This is a genomic window from Bacillus sp. FSL R5-0439 (assembly GCF_038008805.1).
Lineage (GTDB): Bacteria > Bacillota > Bacilli > Bacillales > Bacillaceae > Bacillus > Bacillus safensis.
Genome location: NZ_JBBOZW010000001.1, coordinates 3,697,379 through 3,718,794, shown reverse-complemented (window position 1 = coordinate 3,718,794; position 21,416 = coordinate 3,697,379). Strand labels below are relative to the sequence as shown.

The window sequence follows — 21,416 nt, the reverse complement described above, 5'->3', positions numbered from 1 at the left end:
ATGAACATTGAACAATTTACAGCAGCACTAGAGGAGAAAGGGATCACTCTTTCTCCTGTGCAGCTTGAACAATTTGAAACCTACTTCCGCATGCTTGTAGAATGGAACGAGAAAATGAATTTAACGTCCATTACTGAAAAGGAAGAAGTGTATTTAAAGCATTTTTATGATTCAATATCAGCAGCATTTTTTATTGATTTTCACAAAGTGACGACGATTTGTGATATTGGAGCTGGTGCTGGTTTTCCAAGCATTCCTCTTAAAATTTGTTTCCCTCATCTACATGTGACCATTGTTGATTCTCTTCAGAAACGAATTACGTTTCTCAATGAGTTAGCAAAAGGATTAAACTTACAAGATACTACTTTTTATCATGATCGTGCGGAAACGTTTGGACAACGTAAGGAAAAGCGTGAAAGCTATGATCTTGTCACTGCTAGAGCAGTTGCACGTTTATCTGTCTTGAGCGAACTTTGTCTGCCTCTAGTGAAAAAGGAAGGATTGTTTGTTGCCTTAAAAGCATCTGCCGCTGACGAAGAAATGCAAGCAGGGAAAAAAGCCGTCACAGTCCTCGGAGGAGAGGTTGTTGAGAAGCATTCCTTTGTTCTGCCTTTAGAAGAAAGCGAACGGAACATCATTGTCATTGAAAAGAAAAAGCAAACACCAAAAAAATATCCTAGAAAACCAGGAACACCTAATAAATCACCAATAGAAGGTTGATCATGTAAAAGGTCGGTTTTTCTTCAATATTTATGATTTTACAGAAGGAAAAAACATGAGAAAATAGAATTATAAAAAGGTAGTTTTTAAAGGTGGTGTAGGTTCATGAAGCATTCACTCTCACGCTTCTTCGGGCTTGGTGACAAAGAACATCCTGAGCGTGAAACCGAAATAGAGGCAGAGATTGCTGAGCATGATACATTAAAGGAAGAGATACAGGAGCTCCCGGTCGACACAATTATGCCAAACCGTTTTCAGCCACGCACCATTTTTTCAGAAGAAAAGATACAAGAGCTGGCCACGACGATTCATACCCATGGCATTATCCAACCGATTGTTGTTAGACCAACAGAAGAAGAAGGAAAATATGAACTGATCGCCGGCGAAAGACGTTGGAGAGCGGTACAGACTCTTCAATGGGAGAAAATCCCCGCTATTATAAAAGATTTTACTGATACGGAAACGGCATCTGTGGCATTGATTGAAAATTTGCAAAGAGAAGAGCTGTCTGCTATTGAGGAGGCTCATGCTTATGCACGTCTTTTAGAGCTCCATGATTTAACACAAGAGGCGCTTGCTCAGCGTTTAGGCAAGGGACAATCAACTGTTGCAAACAAATTAAGACTTTTAAAGTTGCCTGAAGAGGTACAACAAGCCATTTTAGAGAAAAAAATCTCTGAAAGGCATGCACGTTCACTTGTGCCCCTAAAGCTTCCAGAATTACAAATCGCGCTATTGCAGGAAATCATCGAAAAGCAGTTGAATGTGAAACAGACTGAAGAGCGTGTAGTGAAGATGCTTGAACAAAAAACAGATCGCAAACCGAAGCCAAAACGTAAGGCGTTTAGTCGTGATACACGAATTGCGATGAATACCATTCGTCAGTCTCTCCACATGGTAGAAGACAGCGGACTTAAGATAAATACCGAGGAAGAAGAGTTTGAGGAATATATCCAATTAACAATTCGAATCCCTAAATAGAAAAAAGCTGATGAGCGCCACTCGTCAGCTTTTTTTTGTCTTATTTCTAGCACACATTCAATATACATTATATTTATAAATTGGTAAAATATGATTTTAGAAGTGTAAAGGAGGTGACAACTACTTGATGAAAATGAAGAAGACTACTTTCGCCATTATTTGTTATTTACTATTTTCTTTTTCTCTTTTTTCAAATGAAGCGACAATATACGCTGTGAAATCGTCAACGGCTCATCATGCGGATGAAAGTTTGATGACCAACGAAGAATTGAACGTTCTGAAGGAGCAAGGTGCTGTTTCTAAAGATGTGACTGTACAGCAATTCAATCAAGACTATGTGTCTTCCGACGATTCGATCGACTTGATTACAGCTGACGATGATTTGAAGAACTATGGATTACGACAAAATAAGCAGGATGAGCTGGTGACGGATGAGAAGCCGCACACCCTCAAGCTCCTTTTAGGAAAGCCGTATCCTGGTACCGATATTATCCCTAAAAAAGGAGATATTTTGGTGACAACCACTGATGCTGTGAAGGGGTTGGTTGGACATGCAGGTATCGTCATTAATGAGAAAAGCTATGCTTCTATTCCAGGGTTACGGCAGCATCCGCAACTAGATTCCATTCATAACTGGTTTCGCTATAGTGCCAATACAAAGGTAATTCGGATTAATCAAGAGGAAAAGGCAGATTTAGCAGGAGAATGGGCACACGATTATGTGAAAGGTCATCCGAAGGCTCGCTACTCGATCACCATGTCCATTCAATCACTGGATCCGACTTATTGTTCAAAGATTGTGTGGCAGGCCTATGGCAAAACAGGGGACGCATTGGGACATGCGAACTTTACCATTAAGACACCCTACGGATTTTTAAAAAAGAAAAGCTATAAAACAGTAACTCCTAAGGTCATTGTGAGTGAAGGCCGTAAAATAGGTGAATTAAACTTTTGACATGTGACCCTCACTTTTGATGAAAGTGAGGGTTTTGAGCATGTCTATTTCTTGAAAAAGCTATATCGATATACTTTTTGGGTGTGTTTTCATTCATCCTTTTATGTACGAAAAGGCACATTCACCGACGAATTTATAATAGGGAAACAAAAAAAGCAAACGTTTCATACTTTTTTTGATAGAATAGGAAGTATGAATGAATGAGAAACTTGTTAAGTTGAAAGTGGGTGACATCGTGGGAAAAATCATAGCGATTACCAACCAGAAGGGCGGCGTCGGGAAGACGACAACTTCTGTTAATTTGGGTGCGTGTTTAGCATACATAGGCAAACGAGTGTTGTTAGTTGATATTGATCCGCAGGGCAATGCCACGAGTGGTATTGGGATTGAGAAGGCCGACGTAGAGAAGTGTGTGTACGATATTTTAGTTGATGATGCAGATGTTCTTGATGTGATTAAGACGACAGAGGTCGAGAATCTTGATGTCATTCCTGCGACGATACAGCTTGCAGGGGCTGAAATAGAGCTTGTGCCTACAATCTCACGTGAAGTGAGGCTGAAGAGAGCACTTGAATCTGTTAAGCAGAATTATGATTATATGATTATTGACTGCCCGCCATCACTTGGACTACTGACGATTAATGCGTTAACTGCCTCTGATTCCGTTTTAATACCAGTTCAGTGCGAATATTATGCGCTTGAAGGATTGAGCCAATTGTTAAACACAGTTCGTCTCGTGCAGAAACATTTAAATACCGATTTAGCCATTGAAGGTGTCTTACTGACAATGCTTGATGCCAGAACAAATCTTGGGATTCAGGTTATCGAAGAAGTGAAGAAGTACTTTAGAGATAAAGTCTATCAAACCGTGATTCCTAGAAATGTGAGGCTGAGTGAAGCGCCAAGTCATGGAAAGCCGATTATCTTGTATGATCCACGTTCAAGAGGTGCAGATGTCTATTTAGACTTAGCAAAGGAAGTGGATGCGAATGGCTAAAGGTCTTGGAAAGGGTATTAATGCACTATTTAACAACGTAGACTCAAATGAAGAAACGGTTGAAGAAATCAAACTAAAGGATTTGCGCCCGAATCCGTATCAGCCAAGGAAAACGTTTGATGATGATGCGTTGTCTGATCTGAAAGAATCGATTCAGCAGCACGGTGTTTTACAGCCAATCATTGTTCGTAAATCGATTAAAGGATATGACATTGTAGCAGGGGAGCGCCGTTTTCGAGCGGCACAACAAGCTGGTCTGACAACAATTCCTGCGATCGTTCGAGAGTTTTCAGAAACGCTGATGAGAGAAATTGCCCTTTTAGAAAACCTGCAGCGCGAGGATCTATCTCCACTAGAGGAAGCCGAAGCGTATGCTTCCTTGCTGGATCATCTAAGTGTGACGCAAGAGGAATTAGCGAAGCGATTAGGGAAAAGCAGACCGCATATTGCGAACCATCTCCGTCTGTTGACTTTACCGGATGACATACAAAAGCTGATTGCAAATGGAACGTTATCAATGGGACATGGCCGGACATTGCTTAGCTTAAAAAACAAAAAGAAGCTTGCGCCTTTAGTAAAGAAAATCGTGGATGAGGGATTAAACGTACGCCAGGTTGAGAAGCTTGTGCAGCAGTTAAACGAAAATGTTCCACGTGAAACAAAGAAAAAAGAAGCACCAAAGGATCGAGTGTTGAAAGAAAGAGAGTCTTTCTTACAGAACTACTTTGGTACTTCCGTGACGATCAAGAAACAGAAGAAAAAAGGGAAAATTGAGATTGAATTTCTCTCCAATGAAGATTTAGAAAGAATCCTTGAATTGCTTTCTACGAGGGAATCATCAGAGTGACCATCTTGATACAGGATGGTCTTTTTTATATTCGCCCAGTGATATTTTGAATAGGGGTGAAAAGAGACCGGCTTTTTTCTCTTGTCCAATCCATTTGGTCAATGTGAGATAGACTTTCAGAAAGTGTATTGGCCATAGACATGACTAGATGAAGACGTGTGTTTTGGAGAACGAAGTATTCCATGAAACCACTCACATTGACGATTCCATTAATATGAATATCTCCTACCTCTGGCAGTTCTTTTTGCACACCAGCCCCGGGCTTTAACGGTCCATCTCCAATTTGGAAGGAACCGACACTTTTCACTCTTCCTAAACAGGCATCAACCGCTACAATAAACGGGTGTTTATGAGCTTGTTCAATTTCAGCGAGTTTTTCTTTTAAATTGACTGCATGCACTGGATCAGAGAGTGTTCCATATACATGAAGCTTTTTCAAATTCAGACCTGAAAGCTTTGTACCAACAAGTGGACCTAGAGAGTCGCCGGTTGAGCGGTCTGTTCCAATACAAACGATGGCAACGGGTCTTTTTCCTGCTTTCTGAAGATGCGAGAATAAAATACTTTTAAGCTGTTGAATGGCATTTGTATCCGTATGGGACACGTATTCTTTCACCCTATTTCTAAAAAAAAGACCGTTCTTGCTATTCATAGGTCTCACTTCCTTGTCATAGTAGTTAGTAACAGTATACGGAAACAAGCTTAATTCTATACCTATGAGGTGATGATTGTGTGGAAGGCTGGTTCAAGGTGGACGCTTTTAATTTTAGGAAGCTTAATAGGAGCGGGATATGCTTCCGGCCAGGAAATTTGGCAGTTTTTTGGCATTGATAGCGGACTAGCCATTCTACTGTTTACATTGATGTTTATGCTGTCTACCTATGTGGTGTTAAAAATCAGTTATGAGGTGCGTGCCGATCACTTTGTGCCAGTGCTGGAGCGGCTTGTCGGTCCATGGCTGGCTAAGGTGTATGACGTGTTAATTGTCCTTTATTTATTCACGACAACGACGGTCATGATTGCCGGCGGCGGGGTGACTCTTGAGATGTATCATGTGCCTTTTTGGATTGGCATCGGCGCGTTCTGTTTGTTTTCGTTTATGATTTTTTTCTGGGATGTGAAAGGGCTTTTATCTGTGAATGCTTTCATTATACCAATTTTGGTGGCAGGGCTCATCTATGCGTTTGTTTTTTATTATATGAACCATGATCATATGTGGCGGATTGATTTTGGACAGCAGTACAATTGGCCTGCCAGCATTGTCTTTGCTTCTTTGAATATATTATCCGTTGTGGCAGTGCTGTCTTCGGTTGGGAAAGAAATGAAGGGGCTTGGGGAAGCCAAAGTGGCGAGTATATTAAGCGGTCTCATTTTTGGTGTCATCTCGTATGTGTATAACGAAATACTGGTTGATATTTCTGGAAGCCTTTCAGCAGAGGGAATTCCTTTGTTTACAGTATTAGAAGGGGCGCCGGCGTCTTTGTTTGTGTTTATGACGGTTGTCCTTTGTCTAGCCATTTATACGACGACGGCAGCAGGTTTATTTGGATTATCCAGCCGGATGCTTTCTTTTGTACGAATACCCCGCTGGCTGGTTGTATTGGTAATGCTTCTTTTGATGGCACCTTTAACATCTCTTGGATTTGCTGATTTGATTGCTTTCTTGTATCCAATTTATAGTTTGTTGAATCTTTATTTGCTCGTCTGTTTAATGCTGTATCCGATTTTAAGTAAAAAGATATTTTCTCGCCCTAAAAATTATATTGATAAAATAAAATAAGCACCTCTCTTTTTAAGAGCTGTGCTTATTTGATCTGAATTGAATCAATAGCTTCTTTGATGTCATCGTAGACAGGCATTTGTTTAAGACGCTGGAGGCGATCCTCTAATTCAGAAATGGCCTGTCCCTTTAAATGCTGGGAAATGTGTTGTTTGACAATGGTCGTCTGGTTTATCATGTCTTCTGTTTTAGCCAACTGATACTCCAAGTGCACGCGTGTATTTGCTAATTCGTCGTGCAGCCGCATTTTGAGCAGCCGTTTTAAATCCTTACGCTGGCCTTCTCTGCGCATGGCCTGAATGGCGGCAATTTCTTCAGGAGACTGTGTTTGTGTGTGTGGTGCCGATTGATTTTCAAATACAGACATGGAGCGGCGGGCACTCACATTTTGCAAGAAACGCTGGGCGTCACTAGGAGGTTTATTTTGATTGATCATGCGATGACTCCTTTCTTAATGAATACCCATTTGCACCGCAAGGCGTCTATCTGCCTTGGCGTAGTCATCACCCATTGTGTACATATGTCTTGAAAGGGTAGAAAGCTCTTGTTCGTAATCTCTCAGGGTGTACAAGGCATTCAGTTGTTTTTCGTGTGAATAAAAGGAGGAATGGGTCTGTTCCATTCTCACTTCCTCTACGAGTGCTTCCACATCACTATGACTTAATAAATCATAGTGGCCAAAGCCGACGAGTCCTTTGAGCTCTTGTTTTACATGATGAACGGCGTCTTTTACGCTTTCATCAATTCCATCGATTTTTTCAAATACAGTGTGTACTTCATGTTCAATAATACTTTGCAGATCATAGGATGAATTTTTCAATAAATGGGATTTTATGATAATTTCAAGTCCGCTTTGTGCATATGCACGTCCAGAATGAATTTCTTGCAGCAGCATGGCTGTAAAACTTGTATTATGATCCAGCTGTTCATCTAAAATACGGGCAGATCCATTCGGATGGAATGAATATCCATTTTCTTTAAATTCTCCTGAAACGAGAGCTAAAAAAGCATTTGTATCAAAGGATTCGTTCCATTCTATATTCATAGATGCAAAAGCTGATTTTAAAAAGGTGTCTATTTCTCTTTTTTTGTATTTAACGGATTCTTGGACTGAGCCTTGCTGCTTTGGCGGTACGGTGTACTTGACTTGTCCAACCCCTTGATCATGACGATTGAGTAAACCGACGTAATGACTAGGCTGAATATATTCAGTCAACATGTGTGTATATTGACCTTGCTGCGCCTTTTGCTGAATCGAAGGCGATAGACTGCTCCATATATTTGGGCTGTCAAAAGTGACGGCTTTTTTGACAGCTGGCTGTTCTGTTGCAACATAAGCACAAACAGCACCGGCAAGTGCTTGTCCAGTGAGATGTATACCTGCATTCGGATGCTTCTGACAGACTTTCTCTATGTATTCCTTCCCTTTAAAAAAGACATGTTCTTGATTGCTGTCAAGGGACTTTCTTTCAATTGGATAGGCATAATCTGTTTTGAGCAATGACTGTGCAGCGTTGTGTACATCTTGCTTAGATGTCACCGTCATTTGATGTGGCAGCGGACAGTGAAAAGCGACAATGAATTCGTCTGATTGTTCCGGCTGCATCGTTAAACCATATAATTTTTGATCGATTTTTAGAAAATCGTGGACAGTGAGTGTTTGCTGACCTATTTCTATCGTATGGTGCTGCTGGTAATTGTCGATATTTCCAGCATGATCGGATATGATTTTATATTCTTTATCAGTTAATCTATCCTTTCGATTGACCATCGTACCTGCTCCCTCACATAACATTTATGCAGATATCATAAATCAAAAAATATGGAAAAACCACCGCGTTCTACCAATAAAAACCTTTTGACCTACAGTGTTTGTGACAATATTGAAAAAAAGCGGAATTTAAGTAACTATTGGTCACAAATAAAATGATCTAAAAGAAGGGTTTTTTCTTTAAAAAAGAATAGGATGAACGATTGAAAGAGACTCTTTGTTTTGTGCATTGCCCTCCATCGCCGTTTTTTTGTACAATAGATGCAATGAAGTGAGCAAGAGAGGTGAAGGCTGATGGCAGACAAAGTGTTTGGGTTACATGATGTTGTTGAAATGAAAAAGCCCCATCCATGTGGTGCCAATCGGTGGAAGGTCATTCGTTTGGGCATGGATATCCGTATTAAATGTGAAGGCTGTGGACACAGCGTGATGATCCCAAGAAGAGATTTTGAACGAAAAATGAAGAAAATTCTCGTCAAGCATGAGGAGCCAACTGCGTAAGTAGGCCTCATGCTTTTTTTTATTAAATTTGTCTTTTTTACAGCAAAGCCAGGTGCAATTTCCCGTTTTGAAGCATTGATTTATTCTTTTTGACGATGTTTCTTCTATTGAAAATGCATGATGGTTAGCTTGTCTTTTCATGTAAACCTACTTATAATTGCTCTAGGTTCATATTACGCAGTATAACGAGCACGTTTGATATAGAGGAGATGAAAGAATGGCTTTAACAGCTGGTATTGTTGGCTTACCTAACGTCGGGAAGTCAACGCTATTTAATGCAATTACACAGGCTGGAGCGGAGTCTGCTAACTATCCGTTTTGTACCATTGATCCAAACGTCGGAATTGTAGAAGTTCCAGACGAGCGTTTACAAAAGCTAACAGAATTGGTGCAGCCGAAAAAGACAGTTCCCACTGCTTTCGAATTCACTGATATTGCGGGTATTGTCAAAGGTGCATCTAAAGGTGAAGGTTTAGGGAATAAATTCCTTTCTCATATTCGTCAAGTAGATGCGATTTGTCACGTGGTCAGAGCTTTTGCAGACGATAACATTACACACGTAGCTGGTAAGGTTGATCCTGTTGCAGATATTGAAACGATTAATCTCGAATTGATTTTGGCTGATTTAGAAACAGTTGAAAAGCGTTTAGCTCGTGTGAGCAAGCTTGCAAAACAAAAGGACAAGGAAGCAGTAGCTGAATTTGAGATTTTGTCGAAGCTAATGACCGCGTTTGAAGCTGGGAAATCGGCAAGATCTGTAGAATTTACAGATGAGCAGCAAAAGCTTGTGAAACAGCTCCATTTACTCACATCTAAACCAGTTCTTTATGTAGCAAACGTGAGTGAGGATGAAGTAGCGGATCATGACGGCAACGAATATGTGCAGCAAATCCGTGAGTTTGCTTCTGGTGAAAACGCTGAAGTCATCGTCGTTTGTGCGAAGATCGAGTCTGAAATTGCAGAGCTTGAAGGAGAAGAGAAGCAAATGTTCCTTGAAGAGCTTGGTATTAATGAGTCTGGGCTTGATCAGCTAATTAGAGCATCTTATTCTCTTCTAGGATTAGCTACGTATTTCACAGCAGGTGAGCAAGAGGTACGTGCTTGGACATTTAAAAAAGGAATGAAAGCGCCAGAATGTGCTGGAATCATCCACACAGACTTCGAGCGTGGATTTATTCGTGCTGAAACGGTTGCGTATGAGGATTTACTAGCTGGCGGAAGCATGTCTGCTGCTAAAGAAGCAGGGAAAGTTCGTCTAGAAGGTAAAGAATATGTAGTGAAAGATGGAGACGTCATTCATTTCCGTTTTAACGTATAGGTTCTTGTCATAGGCCAAGTGATTTGTTATAATATACAATTGTGAGTAATATAATTTATTGCTCCTTGCCCGTTTAGGGCCGCTTAGACCAAAAGGAGGTGCAATCAGATGAGAAAGTACGAAGTTATGTACATCATCCGCCCAACAGTTGACGATGAGGCTAAAAAAGCAGTTATCGAGCGTTTCAATAACGTGTTAACTTCTAACGGTGCGGAGATCACTGGAACAAAGGATTGGGGTAAACGTCGTCTTGCATACGAAATCAACGATTTCCGTGACGGTTTCTACCAAATCGTAAACGTTCAATCTGACGCTGCAGCAGTTCAAGAATTTGACCGCTTAGCTAAGATCAGTGACGATATCATTCGCCACATTGTTGTTAAAGAAGAAGTATAAATCATTGAAATATATATTTAAAGGTGGTCTTTCAATATGCTAAACCGTGTTGTATTGGTCGGAAGACTAACAAAAGACCCTGAGCTTCGCTACACGCCTAATGGTGCGGCTGTAGCCACGTTTACTCTAGCTGTGAATCGTACGTTTACGAATCAATCTGGAGAGCGTGAAGCCGATTTCATTAACTGTGTTACTTGGAGAAGACAAGCCGAGAACGTGGCTAATTTCTTGAAAAAAGGAAGTCTTGCCGGTGTAGACGGTCGTTTGCAGACAAGAAACTATGAAAATCAGCAAGGACAGCGTGTCTTCGTGACAGAAGTTCAAGCTGAAAGTGTTCAATTTCTTGAGCCTAAGAGCGGCGGTGCTGGTTCAGGTGGATACAGCGGCGGTGGCAATAGCGGAGGCCAGTATTATGGCGGCAGCCAAAACGATCAGAATCCATTTGGAAATGAACCAAGTCAAAATCCATATGGCAATCAAAACAACCAAAATCGTAATCAGGGAAATAGCTTCAATGATGACCCATTTGCGAACGATGGTAAACCGATTGACATCTCCGATGATGATTTGCCATTCTAATTGATCTGAAAAAATGACTAAAGGAAAGGTGTGAAAACAAATGGCAGGTGGACGCAGAGGCGGTCGTGCGAAACGTCGTAAAGTATGTTTCTTTACTTCTAACGGTATCACGCACATCGATTACAAAGATGTTGATCTTCTTAGAAAGTTTGTTTCTGAGCGTGGTAAAATTTTACCTCGTCGTGTAACAGGAACTAGCGCTAAGTATCAACGTAAATTGACATTAGCGATCAAAAGATCACGTCAAATGGCATTACTTCCATACGTTACTGGTGAGTAAGTCGTTGACTTAAAAAGCGGAGAGCCCCGAGCTCTTCGCTTTTTTTATTTGCCTCACTAAGAACCTCATCTATTTTTGCTAGAACTGTTTTTTGCAGTCAACCGAGGGGAAGTATGTTAAAGTGACAGTTTATTCTATACAAATATGAGGTTGATCTGTCATATTGGTAGTCTAGAAAATAATTGCAGTCAGGGCGTGGGAAGATGATTGAATTTAAAAAGGTATCGATGCAATTTTCTGATGAGCGCTATGCCGTTCAATCTGTTGATTTGGAGATTCAGCAAGGTGAGTTTTTTGTATTGATTGGACCTAGTGGCAGCGGGAAAACGACGACATTGAAAATGATCAATCGTCTCATTTCTTCAACAGAAGGTGAGATTTACATAAAAGGTCAAAAAATAAGTGATTATGATATGTATGAGCTGCGCTGGGATATCGGTTATGTTTTGCAGCAAATTGCGCTTTTTCCTCATATGACCATAGAAGAAAATATTGCTGTGGTGCCAGAGCTTAAACAATGGAGCCGGAATGAGACCAATCAGCGTGTCGATGAACTCATGTTGATGGTCGGGCTTGATCCTGCTAAGTATCGTCATCGAAAGCCAGCAGAGCTTTCTGGTGGCCAGCAGCAGCGTGTCGGTGTGGCACGGGCACTTGCAGCTGATCCTGAGATTGTCCTGATGGATGAGCCTTTTAGTGCGTTAGATCCACTAACGAGGGAGAAATTGCAGGATGATCTGCTCGATTTGCAGCGTCGTATTCAAAAAACCATTGTTTTTGTGACGCATGATATGCAGGAAGCTATGAAGCTGGGTGATCGAATTTGTGTGATGAATGAAGGAAAAGTAGTGCAGATCGGACGTCCTGAGGAATTGGTTCAGCAACCAGCCAATGCCTTTGTACAGGAGTTTGTCTCAGGGGCTGCCCATCATGTAGGACATCAAGCATTTGAGCTGGAAACCTTGGCGCAACCGATGGCTCACGAAGCTCTTTTATCCTATGAGGCGGTCTCAGCACATGCCACACTGGATGAAGTCTTATCTCAATTGGCAAGGCACGAGGAATTGGCTGTAGAAAAGAATGGAGATCGGATAGGTCTAGTGAACCGTCAAGCAGTGATTCAGTTTTTAGCTGATTCTCCTAGAGAGAGGGGCGATTCACATGAATGATTGGACCCATGTGTTATGGGAACGAAAAGAACAATTGGGACACGCCTTACTTGAGCATATTCAAATTTCTTTTATTGCTTTATTTTTAGCGATTTTGATTGCCATTCCATTAGGTATCTATTTAACAAGGGTTCCAAAGCTAGCGGAGTGGGTCATCGGGGTGACGGCTGTCTTGCAAACAATTCCGTCGCTCGCACTGCTTGGCTTGCTGATTCCTCTCGTGGGGATTGGGCAAGTGCCTGCGATTATTGCGCTTGTGGTCTATGCCTTACTCCCTATTTTAAGAAATACATATACAGGCATTCAGGAGGTTGATCCTTCCCTGAGAGAAGCGGCGCTTGCTATGGGGATGAATCATCGCAAACGGTTATTAAAGGTGGAGCTCCCTCTTGCGATGCCAGTAATCATGGCGGGTATCCGAACCGGGATGGTTCTCATTGTGGGAACCGCCACTCTGGCAGCACTGATCGGGGCTGGGGGATTAGGAAGCTTAATCCTGCTGGGAATTGATCGAAATGATATGTCGCTCATTGTCATTGGCGCGATACCAGCTGCCTTACTCGCACTCTTATTTGATGTGGTGCTGCGAACCTTTGAGAAGATTTCCTTTAAAAAGACGGTGATCTCTGTGACTGTTTTTGCTCTGATTGCAGGAGCAGTTGTCGCTTCCCCCGTGCTGTTTCAGCAAGAAAAGAAAGAAATCACCATTGGCGGAAAGTTAGGTTCAGAGCCTGAGATTTTGATCTCGATGTATAAGCTTTTAATTGAACAGGATACAGATATTCAAGTGAACCTGAAGCCCGGTCTTGGTAAGACGTCCTTTGTTTTCCAGGCTTTACGCTCTGGTGATATTGACATTTATCCTGAGTTTACGGGTACAGCGATTTCTGAATTCCTCAAGGAAACAGCAAAAAGCACAGATAAAAGAAAAGTGTATGAGCAAGCTCGACGCGGATTGGAAACATCCTTTCAGCTCCGCCTTCTTGAGCCCATGTCATACAACAATACGTATGCTTTAGCCGTGCCGCAGTCACTGGCTGATCAATATAAGGTGTCCAACATTTCAGATCTAGGTAAGATCAAAAACCGTATAAAAGCTGGATTCACCTTAGAGTTTTCTGATCGTCAGGATGGGTATCGCGGCATTCAAAAAGCCTATCAATTTTCTTTTGATGATGTCGTGACGATGGAGCCAAAGCTTCGTTATCGAGCAATTCGGAAAGGAGATATCAATTTGGTCGATGCGTATTCGACAGATAGTGAATTGAGACAATACAAATTAAAGGTGCTTGATGATGATCAGCATGTTTTCCCGCCATATCAAGGAGCACCGCTGCTCAGGCAGGAGACATTAACTGAATTCCCTGAGATTGAGACCTCTCTCAATAAACTTGCGGGTCAAATCACAGACGATGAGATGAGAGAAATGAATTATGAAGTCAATGTGAAGGGGAAGGATGCATTTCAGGTAGCGAAAGCCTATTTAAAAAAGAAAAAATTGCTGCAATAATCAAGGCAAAGCAGGGCTGTTTATGGCAAAGCAGCTCTGCTTTTTTAAAAGAAAAAACAAAAATCATTGACATTTACTTAAAAACATCATATCCTTAATTCGAGATAAATATATTTTTTTGATTTAATATCTCGAATTCGAGATAATATAAAGACGTCAGTAAAGACATAATGAATAGAGGTTTATTACTTCATGATTAGGAGGTCATTAGAAGTGAAAAAAACAGAAGGAATTCACCATATTACAGCTATTGTGGGTCATCCTCAGGAGAACGTTGATTTTTATGCAGGTGTTTTAGGGCTTCGTCTCGTGAAGAAGACCGTGAATTTTGATGATCCGGGCACATATCATTTATATTTTGGAAATGAAGGCGGCTCTCCAGGGACCATTATTACATTTTTCCCTTGGCCGGGAGCACAAAAAGGTCAAATTGGTGCAGGTCAAGTGGGCGTGACGACATATGTCGTACCGACAGGCGCTTTCTCTTTCTGGAAGGATCGTCTTGAGCAGTTTAATGTTTCTTATGAAATGGTTGAACGTTTTGGTGAAGCTTTTCTCTCATTTGAAGATCCACACGGCTTATTGATTGAGCTAGTAGAGCGTGCGGAAGGAAAGCAAAACGAGTGGACATTTAACGGTGTCACACCAGATGTAGCGATTAAAGGTTTTGGCGGAGCTGTTTTATTAACTTCGCAGCCGGAACAAACGATGCAGCTGCTAGAGCAAACGATGGGACTTGAAAGAGTCGGAGCAGAAGGAGACTATGTGAGATTCCGTTCGTTTGGCGAAATAGGCAATGTCATTGATGTGAACATCACACCTGTTCCACGAGGACGTATGGGTGTTGGAGTTGTGCACCATATTGCATGGAGAGCAACAGATGATCAAGACCAATTAGATTGGCAAAGGCATATTGCACAAAGTGGGTATCAAGTGACACCTGTGCAAGACCGAAATTACTTCAATGCCATTTATTTTAGAGAACTTGGGGGCATATTATTTGAGATTGCCACTGATCCTCCAGGGTTTGCACATGACGAATCAGTGGAAACAATGGGTGAAGCATTGAAACTGCCACCGCAATATGAGGCGCAGCGCAGTCAGATTGAACAAATTGTACTGCCAATTGAAGTGAGAGAAGTTAAAGGGAAAGGAGATTCATGATGAAGCATCTTTTTCGAAAAGGAAAGAATGAACAAAGACCTGTTCTGCTATTACTGCATGGAACTGGCGGGACGGAAGAAGATTTATTGCCGCTTGCACAGATAGTAGATCCTGACGCATCTGTTCTTAGTGTGAGAGGGAATGTATTAGAAAACGGCATGCCGCGGTTTTTCAGACGTTTGGCAGAGGGCGTATTTGATGAGCAGGATTTGATTGCTCGTACAGAGGAGCTGTATACATTTATCGGAGAAGCAGCCGATGAATATGGGTTTGATCGTCACAATGTGGTGGCTATCGGATATTCCAATGGGGCAAACATTGCTGGAAGCTTGTTATTCCATTATGGGGATGCTTTAAAAGGAGCCATCCTGCATCACCCAATGGTTCCAAGACGCGGGGTTTCATTGCCTTCATTAGCGGGGAAACAAGTCTTTATAGCAGCTGGTGAAAATGACCCAATGTGCCGTCCAGAGGAATCGCAGGAGCTGGAGCAATTGCTGCAGGGTGCAGGCGCATCGGTTACACTTCATTGGGAAAATCGCGGACATCAGTTAACGAGAGAAGAAGTCGATGCTGCGGCTTTATGGTATCGTCGTCAATTTTAAATAAGGTGGGGAATACAGGTGGGATTTTTACAGAAGCTTTTTGGGCAAAACAAACAAAAGGAGATGGATCAAATGGAAAACGTAAAATTAGCGATTATTTATTATAGTTCAACAGGTACAAACTATCAGATGGCGAAATGGGCTGAAGCTGGAGCAAAAGAAGCTGGCGCAGAAGTTAAAGTATTAAAGGTTGCTGAATTGGCACCAGAAGCAGTTGTAGCTTCAAATCCAGCATGGAAAGCACATTTAGACGAAACAAAGGATGTGCCAGAGGTTCAATTAAGTGATTTAGAGTGGGCAGATGCCATCATCTTTAGCATGCCGACACGTTTCGGTAACCTGCCAGCTCAAATGAAGCAGTTCTTAGATACGACAGGCGGCTTGTGGTTCCAAGGTAAATTGGCAAACAAAGCAGTCAGTGCGATGACTTCAGCTCAAAATGCAAATGGCGGACAGGAGCAGACGGTTCTCAGCCTTTATACGACAATGTTCCACTGGGGAGCAATTATTGCCGCTCCTGGATACACAGATGATTCCTTATACGGTGCAGGGGGCAACCCTTACGGTGTGAGTGTGACCGTTGACCAAAATGGAAAAATCCAAGAGGATGCAGAAGCAGCTGTGAAACATCAGGCAAAACGTACAGTGAATGTGGCAGAATGGATCAAAAAAGGTCAAAACGCTTAATAGATGTATACAAAAAGAATGCAGCCTCGCCGCTGCATTCTTTTTTTCATTAATAAGGATCTGATGGTGTGCTGTTGTTGATGGCTTCGTCCACGGCTTGAGCAGCGCCTGTAGAGCCGATAGGTCCGCTTGGCTGCTCTTGTTTAAAGGCTTTTAAACCGTCAGCGACACGCTTTCCGTAATCAGGGTCTGCTTTTGTAAAGTTTTCGATCATTTGGTCTTGAATGTCCTTTTGACATGTCGCAAGGGTGTTGACTAAGTTCTTAATCAGTTCCTCTCGCTCCCAATCATTAAAACGGCGATACGTTTCTCCCGCTTGTCCGAAGTTGTTTGGGCGGTCAATGGCTTCTCGTTTGACTTCACCCTCTACAAAAGGCGTATGATCCTTTCCATCCTGTTTGGCTTCTTTTAATCCCCCGAGGATCGATGGTTCATAATTCACATGGGGATTTTGCCCTTTGCCTTGATCGACATGGTATTCCATTTGGCCGTCTCTCTGATTGGTGGCGACTTGCTTTTTCGGTGCATTGATCGGCAGCTGTAAATAGTTTGGTCCTACACGATATCGCTGTGTGTCAGAGTAGGAGAAGGTACGGCCTTGAAGCAATTTATCATCTGAGAAATCCAAACCATCTACGAGTACACCAGTCCCAAAGGCAACCTGCTCGACTTCTGCGAAATAGTTTTCTGGATTTTTGTTTAATACCATCCGTCCGATTGGTTTCCATGGATAGTCATCCTTGTACCAAAGCTTTGTCGGATCAAGCGGGTCAAAGTCGAGGTGAGGGTGGGCATCATCTTCCATGATCTGTGCATATACCTCCCATTCAGGATAATCTCCTTGCTCAATGGCTTCATATAAATCCTGTGTGGCATGGTTAAAATTTTCTCCCTGAATCGCTTGCGCCTGTTCTTGGGTCAGATTGCGAATGCCTTGTTTCGGTTCAAAATGATATTTAACCAGCACCGCTTTTCCTTCATGATTCACCCATTTGTACGCATGGACACCTGAGCCTTGCATATGCCGGTATGTTGCTGGGATGCCCCACGGTGAAAAGAGAAATGTCACCATATGCGTCGCTTCAGGTGATTGTGAGACAAAATCAAAGATACGCTCGCCGTCCTGACGATTGGTGACGGGGTCTGGTTTAAAGGCATGAACCAAATCAGGGAATTTTAAAGCATCACGGATAAAGAAAATTTTCAGGTTGTTCCCCACGAGATCCCAGTTGCCTTCTTCTGTATAAAATTTAATTGCAAACCCTCTCGGATCGCGTAATGTTTCTGGCGAATGCCCGCCGTGAATCACAGAAGAAAAACGAACGAAAACAGGCGTTTTTTTTCCTTTCTCCTGAAACAATTTCGCTCTCGTATAGGTGGAGATCGGTTCATCGCCGAATGTTCCATAGGCTTCAAAATAACCGTGAGCTCCGGCACCACGTGCATGCACAACACGTTCAGGGATGCGTTCACGATCAAAATGACTGATTTTCTCTAGGAAATCGTAGTTTTCAAGTGTAGTGGGTCCTCTATTCCCAACAGTTCTCATATTTTGATTGTCTGTGACGGGATGACCTTGCCGATTCGTTAAGGTTTCTTCTGACTCTGAAGATGGTTTAGGCTGTTGATCTTCTTTCAATTCAAATCCCTCCTTCAATATCTCCTTAACAATATGGTCATGCTGCTCCCTATTTCATACAAGGATTGATATAATGATTGAAAACTTTCATGAGGAGAGAGCCTGATGATTCGATTACACTGCCTTCACGCCCATCCGTCCAATCAGTCATATATAGAAGATGTTTTTGGTGATACAGATGTTGATTTGCATCACACAGTCGATTCATCATTTATAGAACGCGCCACTCAAGATCCCTCGTTTGATCAACACAAGCAGCAAACGTATGCTATCAACAGATTAAAGCAAGAAAGTGAAGCCGATCTCATTCTGCTCACGTGTACACAATACATTGCTGCTCTAGGTGATCAGCAGCACCTTTTTAAACAACCGATTGTTCCGATCGATGAACCGTTATTTGAGCTGATTTGTGAGAAAAAAGGGCCTCTTCAGCTTGTGTTTTCCAACCCAAATACAGTGGAGGGAACGATGCAGCGGCTTGAATCATATGCAACAGAGCGGGGTAAACAGGTTGAAGTAGAAATGGTTGTGATGGAGGATGTCTTTCATCTTTGCCTAAACGGTGATATGCAAGCCTATGATGAACAAATCATGGAGCAGCTGAGAAAATGTATGAAGCAAAAAGGCAGAGATATTTGTGTGATGCAGCTTTCGATGGTTCATGCGGCACAGCAGATGGAGCGGGAGACAGGCGTTCCTATCATTCATCCGCTTTCTCCACTAAAACAGTTTGTCCATCAAACACTATCCGCTTGGAAAGAGTGAACCCATCAGGTTCGCTCTTTTTGTATAGGAATGCAAATGCGATGACATGTTAAAAAAATAACCGAGCGCAAACTATTTTTAAAAGGCGCGCGTCTATCCAATGTAAGAAATAACAGATGCGCATTTAAGATAAAGGAGCTCTTTGTAAAATGAAGAAACGAAAAATAGACGATCAATTTGCGGATTACGTCATGGAGCATAAACACAGTTTTTATCGGTTGTCCTATAGTTATGTCAAAAACCCAGAAGATGCTATGGATGTTGTTCAGGAGGCTATTCATAAAGCACTCAAATCTGTTCATCGATTAGAGGATACGAGCAAGATGCATAGCTGGTTTTATAAAATCGTGGTGAACGCTGCCCTAGACTTTTTACGAAAGAAGAAGCGGGTGCAGGTGACAGATGATGATACGCTTGAATTCTTATCACAGGGCGAATCAGATGTATACGAGGATCAAGACGTCAAACGGGCTATAGAAGATTTGCCTGAGATGTATCGAGTCATCATTATTTTGAGATTCTTTGAAGATCTAAAATTAGAGGACATCGCCCAGATTCTCGATGAAAATGAAAACACCATTAAAACAAGATTATATAAGGCGCTGCGGCTTTTAAAAGTAGAATTATCACAGGAGGAAATATAAATGGATAAGTATTTGGAACATTTAAAAGATGAATATTTAGAAATCCCTATACCACCGGAATATGATGCGATGATTGAACGAACGTTAAAAAGAAAAAACAAAAAACCTCATTTTCAGCAATGGACCATCGGACTTGTTGCAGCGGCTGCTCTTTTTGTCACAACTGTTAATGTCAGTCCACAGGCAGCAAGAGCGATTTCAGAAGTACCTATCATTGGCGAGCTGGTGAAAGTCGTGACGTTTACAGAATTTAAAAAGAGCGATCAAGGAACGAATATTGATCTTAAAACACCACACGTTTCAGGACTTGGGGACGGAACATTACAAGACAGCCTGAATGAAAAATATTTAGCTGAAAACAAAAAGCTGTATCAAGATTTTGAAAAGGAAACAAAGGGTTATAAAAATGGTCATTTGAGTGTAGAGAGCGGATATGAAGTAAAAACAAACAATGACCAAGTTCTTTCACTAGGTCGATACAAGGTGACGACTCAGGCTTCTGCGGCAGAGGAAATGACATATGATACGGTGGATAAGAAAAATCATGTCCTCATTACATTGCCAAGTCTGTTTAAAGATAACCAGTATATAGATGTGATTAGTGAAAATATTAAAGAGCAGATGAAGAAACAGATGAAAGAGGATTCAAACAAAATATATTGGATTGGCAAGCAAGATATGGCGGATCCATTTAAGAAAATTAAGCCGGATCAAAATTTCTATATCAATTCAAAAGGCAAACTGGTGATTTCCTTTAATGAATATGATGTGGCACCTGGTTACATGGGCGTAGTTGAATTCACGATTCCAACAAGTGTGTTAAAGGATATTCTCGTGAGTGATACGTACATTCATTAAAAAGAAGACAGACAAAAAAGACTGCTGAATGATTCAGCAGTCTTGTCTTGTTTTATTAAGAAAGTGCGTCTGTTAATGCAGGTACGACTTGTTTCTTTCTTGATACAACACCTTTTAGTAAAGCTGTGTTGTTTTCAAGCGTGACGTTAAATGCTTTTTCTACTTTTGCTGCTTCTGCACCGAGTGCAAGAGCAAGGGAGTCATTTTCTAAAATGTCTGTGATGACTAAAACAAATAGATCAAGACCTTTTGCTGCAATGACTTCATTGATTTTCGCTTCAATGTCAGCCTGTCTTGCTGTCACTTCAGCGATATCTACTGTATTGACTTGCGCAATTTCCACTTTGCTTTTGCCTAGTGCGAATTCTTTTGCATCAAGTGTAATTAATTCTTGAACCGTTTTTTGGCTTAAATCAGCGCCTGCTTTCAGCATGTCTAGGCCATAAACTTCTGGATCTACCCCTGCGATTTTTGCAAGCTCATGCGCAGCATCAATATCTTGCTGTGTGCATGTTGGGGATTTGAATAGTAAGGAATCAGAAATGATCGCAGATAAAAGCAAACCAGCGATTTCCTTTTCAATCGTCACTTGGTTTTCTTTATACATTTTGTTTAAGATCGTTGCTGTACAGCCTACAGGCTCAGCACGATAGTAAAGAGGTTCACTTGTTTCAAAGTTGGCAATACGGTGATGGTCAATGACCTCAGTTACTTGTACTTGATCAATGTCGCTTACACTTTGCTGGAATTCGTTGTGATCAACAAGAATGACTTGCTTTGTTTCATTTGCAGCCGTTTCAATGAAACGAGGTGCTTCTTGTTTAAAGAAATCTAATGCGTATTGTGTTTCTCCATTGATTTCTCCAAGTCTGACGGCTTCTGCCTGAACGCCGATTTTGTTTTTCAGATCAGCGTAAGCAATAGCAGAACAAATCGTGTCTGTGTCAGGATTTTTGTGTCCGAATACGAGTGTTTTTCCCATGTGAATTCTCCTTCTTACTTTTATTGATGATGTTTCTATTCTAACAGCTTTTGACCTTGAATTCAGGGTTTATAGCTAAGAATTATCTTAAAAATTGTAACATGCTGTTTGAAAACTTGCATGTACGATTCCATATCGGTGTTCCACGTGAAACGCTCCCAGAATAGCCTGCATTTTACTTGAGATTTGCCGCTATGGTAAAATAAAGGTTGGGGCAAGACATGATGGAGCTGACATCATACGTATACATAGAAGTACACATTGAGCA

24 protein-coding genes are annotated in these 21,416 nt (G+C 41.6%); 19 read left to right on the top strand and 5 right to left on the bottom strand.

Going from position 1 to position 21,416, the window contains the following annotated elements:
* The 5 genes from rsmG (at window position 1) to NST59_RS19070 (ending at window position 4,500) form a co-directional block, all read left to right on the top strand.
* Window positions 1-720, top strand: a complete 720-nt coding sequence (rsmG, locus tag NST59_RS19090) for a 16S rRNA (guanine(527)-N(7))-methyltransferase RsmG (RefSeq protein ID WP_024424068.1) — start codon at window positions 1-3, stop codon at window positions 718-720.
* Between the two features lie 105 nt (window positions 721-825).
* Window positions 826-1,701: a nucleoid occlusion protein gene (gene noc / locus NST59_RS19085; RefSeq protein WP_039182930.1), complete on the top strand. Its 876-nt coding sequence runs from the start codon at window positions 826-828 to the stop codon at window positions 1,699-1,701.
* Window positions 1,702-1,828: 127 nt separating this feature from the next.
* Window positions 1,829-2,656: an orthopoxovirus pf05708 family protein gene (locus NST59_RS19080; RefSeq protein WP_106025640.1), complete on the top strand. Its 828-nt coding sequence runs from the start codon at window positions 1,829-1,831 to the stop codon at window positions 2,654-2,656.
* A gap of 235 nt (window positions 2,657-2,891) precedes the next feature.
* Window positions 2,892-3,653 (top strand): sporulation initiation inhibitor protein Soj, encoded by a 762-nt coding sequence (gene soj / locus NST59_RS19075; RefSeq protein WP_008360890.1) that lies wholly within the window; start codon window positions 2,892-2,894, stop codon window positions 3,651-3,653.
* Window positions 3,646-4,500: a ParB/RepB/Spo0J family partition protein gene (locus NST59_RS19070; protein WP_024424064.1), complete on the top strand. Its 855-nt coding sequence runs from the start codon at window positions 3,646-3,648 to the stop codon at window positions 4,498-4,500. The genes soj and NST59_RS19070 overlap by 8 nt, the downstream gene beginning before the upstream one ends.
* A gap of 25 nt (window positions 4,501-4,525) precedes the next feature.
* On the opposite strand, the gene yyaC is transcribed toward NST59_RS19070, so the two are convergent.
* Window positions 4,526-5,152: a spore protease YyaC gene (gene yyaC, locus NST59_RS19065; protein ID WP_058837885.1), complete on the bottom strand. Its 627-nt coding sequence runs from the start codon at window positions 5,150-5,152 to the stop codon at window positions 4,526-4,528.
* A 72-nt stretch (window positions 5,153-5,224) separates the two neighbouring features.
* On the opposite strand from yyaC, the gene NST59_RS19060 reads away from it, so the two are divergent.
* The gene (locus NST59_RS19060; RefSeq protein ID WP_081258489.1) at window positions 5,225-6,280 is read left to right on the top strand and encodes a YkvI family membrane protein; all 1,056 of its coding nucleotides are present in this window, start codon (window positions 5,225-5,227) and stop codon (window positions 6,278-6,280) included.
* A gap of 25 nt (window positions 6,281-6,305) precedes the next feature.
* Here the strand turns inward: NST59_RS19060 and NST59_RS19055 are convergent, their stop codons facing one another.
* Entirely contained in the window at window positions 6,306-6,716 is a 411-nt protein-coding gene (locus tag NST59_RS19055) for a hypothetical protein (protein WP_039182926.1), read from the bottom strand.
* Between the two features lie 15 nt (window positions 6,717-6,731).
* Window positions 6,732-8,051, bottom strand: coding sequence for a hydrolase (locus NST59_RS19050; RefSeq protein ID WP_144489682.1), 1,320 nt, complete (start codon window positions 8,049-8,051; stop codon window positions 6,732-6,734).
* 294 nt (window positions 8,052-8,345) lie between these two features.
* On the opposite strand from NST59_RS19050, the gene NST59_RS19045 reads away from it, so the two are divergent.
* The 10 genes from NST59_RS19045 to wrbA all read left to right on the top strand — a co-directional run bounded on the left by NST59_RS19045 (window position 8,346) and on the right by wrbA (window position 16,260).
* Window positions 8,346-8,552 (top strand): DUF951 domain-containing protein, encoded by a 207-nt coding sequence (locus NST59_RS19045; protein WP_025093670.1) that lies wholly within the window; start codon window positions 8,346-8,348, stop codon window positions 8,550-8,552.
* 217 nt (window positions 8,553-8,769) lie between these two features.
* Window positions 8,770-9,870 (top strand): redox-regulated ATPase YchF, encoded by a 1,101-nt coding sequence (gene ychF, locus NST59_RS19040; protein WP_058837887.1) that lies wholly within the window; start codon window positions 8,770-8,772, stop codon window positions 9,868-9,870.
* A 108-nt stretch (window positions 9,871-9,978) separates the two neighbouring features.
* The gene (gene rpsF / locus NST59_RS19035) at window positions 9,979-10,266 is read left to right on the top strand and encodes a 30S ribosomal protein S6 (protein ID WP_024424058.1); all 288 of its coding nucleotides are present in this window, start codon (window positions 9,979-9,981) and stop codon (window positions 10,264-10,266) included.
* 36 nt (window positions 10,267-10,302) lie between these two features.
* Window positions 10,303-10,845 (top strand): single-stranded DNA-binding protein SsbA, encoded by a 543-nt coding sequence (gene ssbA / locus NST59_RS19030; protein ID WP_007497456.1) that lies wholly within the window; start codon window positions 10,303-10,305, stop codon window positions 10,843-10,845.
* 40 nt (window positions 10,846-10,885) lie between these two features.
* Window positions 10,886-11,125, top strand: a complete 240-nt coding sequence (rpsR, locus tag NST59_RS19025; protein WP_008359105.1) for a 30S ribosomal protein S18 — start codon at window positions 10,886-10,888, stop codon at window positions 11,123-11,125.
* A gap of 203 nt (window positions 11,126-11,328) precedes the next feature.
* The gene (locus tag NST59_RS19020; protein ID WP_144489683.1) at window positions 11,329-12,294 is read left to right on the top strand and encodes an ABC transporter ATP-binding protein; all 966 of its coding nucleotides are present in this window, start codon (window positions 11,329-11,331) and stop codon (window positions 12,292-12,294) included.
* Window positions 12,287-13,804, top strand: a complete 1,518-nt coding sequence (gene opuFB / locus NST59_RS19015) for an osmoprotectant update ABC transporter permease/substrate-binding subunit OpuFB (protein ID WP_126682586.1) — start codon at window positions 12,287-12,289, stop codon at window positions 13,802-13,804. Before NST59_RS19020 ends, opuFB begins: the two co-directional genes overlap by 8 nt.
* A gap of 192 nt (window positions 13,805-13,996) precedes the next feature.
* On the top strand, window positions 13,997-14,968 hold the full coding sequence (locus NST59_RS19010) for a ring-cleaving dioxygenase (RefSeq protein ID WP_039182911.1): 972 nt from the start codon (window positions 13,997-13,999) through the stop codon (window positions 14,966-14,968).
* Window positions 14,965-15,573, top strand: a complete 609-nt coding sequence (locus NST59_RS19005) for an alpha/beta hydrolase (protein WP_039182909.1) — start codon at window positions 14,965-14,967, stop codon at window positions 15,571-15,573. Before NST59_RS19010 ends, NST59_RS19005 begins: the two co-directional genes overlap by 4 nt.
* A 72-nt stretch (window positions 15,574-15,645) precedes the next feature.
* The gene (wrbA, locus tag NST59_RS19000) at window positions 15,646-16,260 is read left to right on the top strand and encodes an NAD(P)H:quinone oxidoreductase (RefSeq protein WP_034283654.1); all 615 of its coding nucleotides are present in this window, start codon (window positions 15,646-15,648) and stop codon (window positions 16,258-16,260) included.
* Between the two features lie 49 nt (window positions 16,261-16,309).
* Here the strand turns inward: wrbA and katX are convergent, their stop codons facing one another.
* Window positions 16,310-17,809, bottom strand: a complete 1,500-nt coding sequence (gene katX / locus NST59_RS18995; protein WP_235354832.1) for a catalase KatX — start codon at window positions 17,807-17,809, stop codon at window positions 16,310-16,312.
* A 195-nt stretch (window positions 17,810-18,004) separates the two neighbouring features.
* Between katX and NST59_RS18990 the strand changes: the two genes are divergently transcribed.
* From NST59_RS18990 to NST59_RS18980, 3 genes are all read left to right on the top strand, one after another.
* Window positions 18,005-18,664 (top strand): aspartate/glutamate racemase family protein, encoded by a 660-nt coding sequence (locus NST59_RS18990; RefSeq protein WP_106025365.1) that lies wholly within the window; start codon window positions 18,005-18,007, stop codon window positions 18,662-18,664.
* A gap of 149 nt (window positions 18,665-18,813) precedes the next feature.
* Window positions 18,814-19,308, top strand: coding sequence for an RNA polymerase sigma factor (locus NST59_RS18985; protein ID WP_039182900.1), 495 nt, complete (start codon window positions 18,814-18,816; stop codon window positions 19,306-19,308).
* Window positions 19,309-20,166, top strand: coding sequence for a DUF3298 and DUF4163 domain-containing protein (locus NST59_RS18980; RefSeq protein ID WP_268501861.1), 858 nt, complete (start codon window positions 19,309-19,311; stop codon window positions 20,164-20,166).
* Between the two features lie 55 nt (window positions 20,167-20,221).
* Here the strand turns inward: NST59_RS18980 and NST59_RS18975 are convergent, their stop codons facing one another.
* Window positions 20,222-21,148, bottom strand: a complete 927-nt coding sequence (locus tag NST59_RS18975) for a manganese-dependent inorganic pyrophosphatase (protein ID WP_024424048.1) — start codon at window positions 21,146-21,148, stop codon at window positions 20,222-20,224.
* Window positions 21,149-21,416 lie beyond the last annotated feature (268 nt).

What these genes read in the sequence shown, in the direction of transcription:
- rsmG (WP_024424068.1), top strand. Translation starts at nt 1, where the DNA reads ATGAACATTGAACAATTTACAGCAGCACTAGAGGAGAAAGGGATCACT.
- noc (WP_039182930.1), top strand. Translation starts at nt 826, where the DNA reads ATGAAGCATTCACTCTCACGCTTCTTCGGGCTTGGTGACAAAGAACAT.
- NST59_RS19080 (WP_106025640.1), top strand. Translation starts at nt 1,829, where the DNA reads ATGAAAATGAAGAAGACTACTTTCGCCATTATTTGTTATTTACTATTT.
- NST59_RS19070 (WP_024424064.1), top strand. Translation starts at nt 3,646, where the DNA reads ATGGCTAAAGGTCTTGGAAAGGGTATTAATGCACTATTTAACAACGTA.
- yyaC (WP_058837885.1), bottom strand. Translation starts at nt 5,152, where the DNA reads ATGAATAGCAAGAACGGTCTTTTTTTTAGAAATAGGGTGAAAGAATAC.
- NST59_RS19060 (WP_081258489.1), top strand. Translation starts at nt 5,225, where the DNA reads ATGATTGTGTGGAAGGCTGGTTCAAGGTGGACGCTTTTAATTTTAGGA.
- NST59_RS19055 (WP_039182926.1), bottom strand. Translation starts at nt 6,716, where the DNA reads ATGATCAATCAAAATAAACCTCCTAGTGACGCCCAGCGTTTCTTGCAA.
- NST59_RS19050 (WP_144489682.1), bottom strand. Translation starts at nt 8,051, where the DNA reads ATGGTCAATCGAAAGGATAGATTAACTGATAAAGAATATAAAATCATA.
- NST59_RS19045 (WP_025093670.1), top strand. Translation starts at nt 8,346, where the DNA reads ATGGCAGACAAAGTGTTTGGGTTACATGATGTTGTTGAAATGAAAAAG.
- ychF (WP_058837887.1), top strand. Translation starts at nt 8,770, where the DNA reads ATGGCTTTAACAGCTGGTATTGTTGGCTTACCTAACGTCGGGAAGTCA.
- rpsF (WP_024424058.1), top strand. Translation starts at nt 9,979, where the DNA reads ATGAGAAAGTACGAAGTTATGTACATCATCCGCCCAACAGTTGACGAT.
- ssbA (WP_007497456.1), top strand. Translation starts at nt 10,303, where the DNA reads ATGCTAAACCGTGTTGTATTGGTCGGAAGACTAACAAAAGACCCTGAG.
- rpsR (WP_008359105.1), top strand. Translation starts at nt 10,886, where the DNA reads ATGGCAGGTGGACGCAGAGGCGGTCGTGCGAAACGTCGTAAAGTATGT.
- NST59_RS19020 (WP_144489683.1), top strand. Translation starts at nt 11,329, where the DNA reads ATGATTGAATTTAAAAAGGTATCGATGCAATTTTCTGATGAGCGCTAT.
- opuFB (WP_126682586.1), top strand. Translation starts at nt 12,287, where the DNA reads ATGAATGATTGGACCCATGTGTTATGGGAACGAAAAGAACAATTGGGA.
- NST59_RS19010 (WP_039182911.1), top strand. Translation starts at nt 13,997, where the DNA reads ATGATTAGGAGGTCATTAGAAGTGAAAAAAACAGAAGGAATTCACCAT.
- NST59_RS19005 (WP_039182909.1), top strand. Translation starts at nt 14,965, where the DNA reads ATGATGAAGCATCTTTTTCGAAAAGGAAAGAATGAACAAAGACCTGTT.
- wrbA (WP_034283654.1), top strand. Translation starts at nt 15,646, where the DNA reads ATGGAAAACGTAAAATTAGCGATTATTTATTATAGTTCAACAGGTACA.
- katX (WP_235354832.1), bottom strand. Translation starts at nt 17,809, where the DNA reads ATGAGAACTGTTGGGAATAGAGGACCCACTACACTTGAAAACTACGAT.
- NST59_RS18990 (WP_106025365.1), top strand. Translation starts at nt 18,005, where the DNA reads ATGATTCGATTACACTGCCTTCACGCCCATCCGTCCAATCAGTCATAT.
- NST59_RS18985 (WP_039182900.1), top strand. Translation starts at nt 18,814, where the DNA reads ATGAAGAAACGAAAAATAGACGATCAATTTGCGGATTACGTCATGGAG.
- NST59_RS18980 (WP_268501861.1), top strand. Translation starts at nt 19,309, where the DNA reads ATGGATAAGTATTTGGAACATTTAAAAGATGAATATTTAGAAATCCCT.
- NST59_RS18975 (WP_024424048.1), bottom strand. Translation starts at nt 21,148, where the DNA reads ATGGGAAAAACACTCGTATTCGGACACAAAAATCCTGACACAGACACG.